This is a genomic window from Columbia Basin potato purple top phytoplasma (assembly GCF_028595955.1).
GTDB lineage: Bacteria > Bacillota_I > Bacilli_A > Acholeplasmatales > Acholeplasmataceae > Phytoplasma.
The window spans coordinates 1-2533 of record NZ_JANHJP010000016.1; the positions used below are offsets into that span (position 1 = coordinate 1).

The window sequence follows — 2533 nt, forward strand, 5'->3', positions numbered from 1 at the left end:
CTCCTTTTAAATTCATTAATTCTAATTCTTGAAAGAATAGGTGCTAAGTGGATTTTACCCACTTATTTTTTTTATATTTATTTATAAAATTTTATAAATAAAAAAAGGAGTTTGTAATGGCAAGAAGAAGATTTAGAACTTATATTCGTACAAGTAGAAGACGTAAATTAACTTTTGGAAAATTTTTAATGTCTTGGGTTTTACCTTCAATAGGTGTTGCTATTCCTGTTTTAATTTTTTTAGCACATTTTGGTTATATAACCATTAATAAATAAAATAAAGGAGATTTCAAATATGTCTTTAAAACAATTTTTAATTTTGGTTGCTATTAGTTGTATATTTATTTTTGCAATCTATAAATTAGGATATATTTCGCCAGTAGCTGATAAAATTAAATGGTTGAAATAACTAATGGCTTACGATATTAAGAATCGTCAACGTTTGCGTAAAGTAATTTATGCAGATGGTAAAATTGTTTATTATTCTCAAAAACATGGTAAAAAGTCATTAGTGATATATCCTAATGGTAAAAAATATTATTACAAAAATTAAAATAATTTTTACTATTTTTTGATAAAAAGGATTTTTAACTATGTTAAATCATCAACAATTAAAGGCTGTTAATTTTTCTTTTCAGCCTTTATATTTAAATGCTGGTGCTGGCACTGGTAAAACAAAAACTCTTTTAGCTAGATTTCATTTTTTAAGTCAATATTTTAATGTTAAAAGTATTTTAATTCTTACTTTTAATAAAAGTGCTGTTAAAAACCTTAAAAAAAGATTAAACGAAAAAGATGCTAAAATTATGACTTTTCATGGTTTCGCGTTAATGTTTTTAAAACAAAATTTAGCTTATTTAAAAGATTTTAATTTAAAAGATTTTAAGTTAATTGATGAAATTGAAACTCGTGAAATAATTAGAAATTTATTAAATCAATTTCAAATTAAAATTATTTGTGGTTTGGATGATGTTATTGCCTCCATTTCTAAAATAAAAAGGAAAATTATTACTAACATTAATCCTTTTTTCAAAAATTTTTTTCATGCTTATAATCAAGTTCTTTGTGAAAAAGAGGCAATAGATTTTGATGATTTAATTGTTTATACTTATTATTTATTAAAAAAATATCCTTTTTTATTAAGTGATTATCAACAAAAATTTCCTTATCTTTTAGTAGATGAGTCCCAAGACATTGATTATTATCAAATGGAAATTTTAAAAATGTTAGGGACTAAAAGTCTTTTATTTATGGTGGGCGATGAACACCAAAATATCTATAGTTTTCGAGGCACTAAAAATATTTATAGTCAACATTTAAAAGAAATTTTTCAAATGAAAGAATTAAAATTGACCTATAATTATCGTTCTAGCTCAAATATTTTAAAAACTGCTAATACTCTTTTACCTCTTTCTTATCAATTAAAACCTACTTTAAAAACAATGGGTAAGGTTATTTATCAACCTTGTTGGGATGAAACACAAGAGGCTTTATTTATTATTAAAGAAATTAAAAATTTAATTGAAAGTAAGAAATATCAATTTAAGGATATTGTAATTCTTTATCGTAAAAAAGCTCTTAAAAAAGTTTTAGAACAATTTTTAAAGAAAAATAATATTCCTTTTAAAATACCTCAAAAAGTTTCTTATGTTCAGACTAATATTAAATTATCCAAAGAAATAGAAAATAAATTAAAATTTTTAAATGAAGAATTTAATATCAAAAGAGAAACTATTATTAAAAATCATTTAACTTTAACCTCTATTCATCAAATGAAAGGTTTAGAGTCTAAAATAGTTTTTTTAATTGGTTGCGAACAAGAAACTTTTTTTGATACTTTTTTAGGTCATTCATCTTTAGAAGAAGAAAAACGTTTAATGTATGTTGCAATAACAAGAGCGAGAGAACTTTTATATATTACTCATACTCTCTATCGAAATCTTTATGCTTATCAACAAAAAATGAACCCTCTTTGTTTCTTAAAAGAAATGCAATTAATTTAAATTTTAAGAATATTAAATTCAAATATGAAAGGATTAATTAAAAATGAATATTCAACAAATAATAATTAATATTTTTGAATCTAGTATCTTTACTTCTTTTTTATCTTTTCTATTAGGTATTGCTTTAGGTATTTCTATATATCGTTTTTATCTTTATATTAAAAAATTACAAACTAAATATGAATATTCCGATGAATTAAGAGAAATCATTCATAATTATATTTTAAACGGAGAAATGAAAACAAAAGAATTTGGCCGTTTATTTCATCAAATGTGTCAAATGGCTAATTACTTGGGGATTTACCGCCAAGATGTACACCGTATGATGCGTGAATTACAAGAAAACGGTAAATTAGATTTTTTAGATGCTGAAATTAAAGAGAAAGAAAATGATTTACCTAAAGATTTCAATAAGGATTTTTTTTACCAAACACCTTATAATTCACTTTCGGATGATTCAAAAGATAATCAAATAATTATAAAGGAAAAGAAAAATAAATGATAAATGAAGTACGTTTAATGGGTTATCTT

General features: G+C 22.7%; 4 protein-coding genes. All 4 read left to right on the top strand.

Annotation, left to right across the window (positions count from 1 at the left end; genetic code table 11):
• Positions 1-116 precede the first annotated feature (116 nt).
• The 4 genes from M8044_RS02350 (at position 117) to M8044_RS02365 (ending at position 2504) form a co-directional block, all read left to right on the top strand.
• The gene (locus M8044_RS02350) at positions 117-275 is read left to right on the top strand and encodes a hypothetical protein (protein WP_273585448.1); all 159 of its coding nucleotides are present in this window, start codon (positions 117-119) and stop codon (positions 273-275) included.
• Between the two features lie 136 nt (positions 276-411).
• Complete coding sequence (locus M8044_RS02355) at positions 412-552, top strand: hypothetical protein (RefSeq protein ID WP_273585449.1); 141 nt, start codon at positions 412-414, stop codon at positions 550-552.
• 40 nt (positions 553-592) lie between these two features.
• A complete protein-coding gene (locus M8044_RS02360; RefSeq protein WP_273585450.1) occupies positions 593-2002 on the top strand; it encodes an ATP-dependent helicase in 1410 nt (469 codons plus the stop codon).
• Between the two features lie 43 nt (positions 2003-2045).
• Positions 2046-2504 (top strand): hypothetical protein, encoded by a 459-nt coding sequence (locus M8044_RS02365; protein WP_273585451.1) that lies wholly within the window; start codon positions 2046-2048, stop codon positions 2502-2504.
• Positions 2505-2533 lie beyond the last annotated feature (29 nt).

What these genes read in the sequence shown, in the direction of transcription:
- M8044_RS02350 (WP_273585448.1), top strand. Translation starts at nt 117, where the DNA reads ATGGCAAGAAGAAGATTTAGAACTTATATTCGTACAAGTAGAAGACGT.
- M8044_RS02355 (WP_273585449.1), top strand. Translation starts at nt 412, where the DNA reads ATGGCTTACGATATTAAGAATCGTCAACGTTTGCGTAAAGTAATTTAT.
- M8044_RS02365 (WP_273585451.1), top strand. Translation starts at nt 2,046, where the DNA reads ATGAATATTCAACAAATAATAATTAATATTTTTGAATCTAGTATCTTT.
- M8044_RS02360 (WP_273585450.1), top strand. Translation starts at nt 593, where the DNA reads ATGTTAAATCATCAACAATTAAAGGCTGTTAATTTTTCTTTTCAGCCT.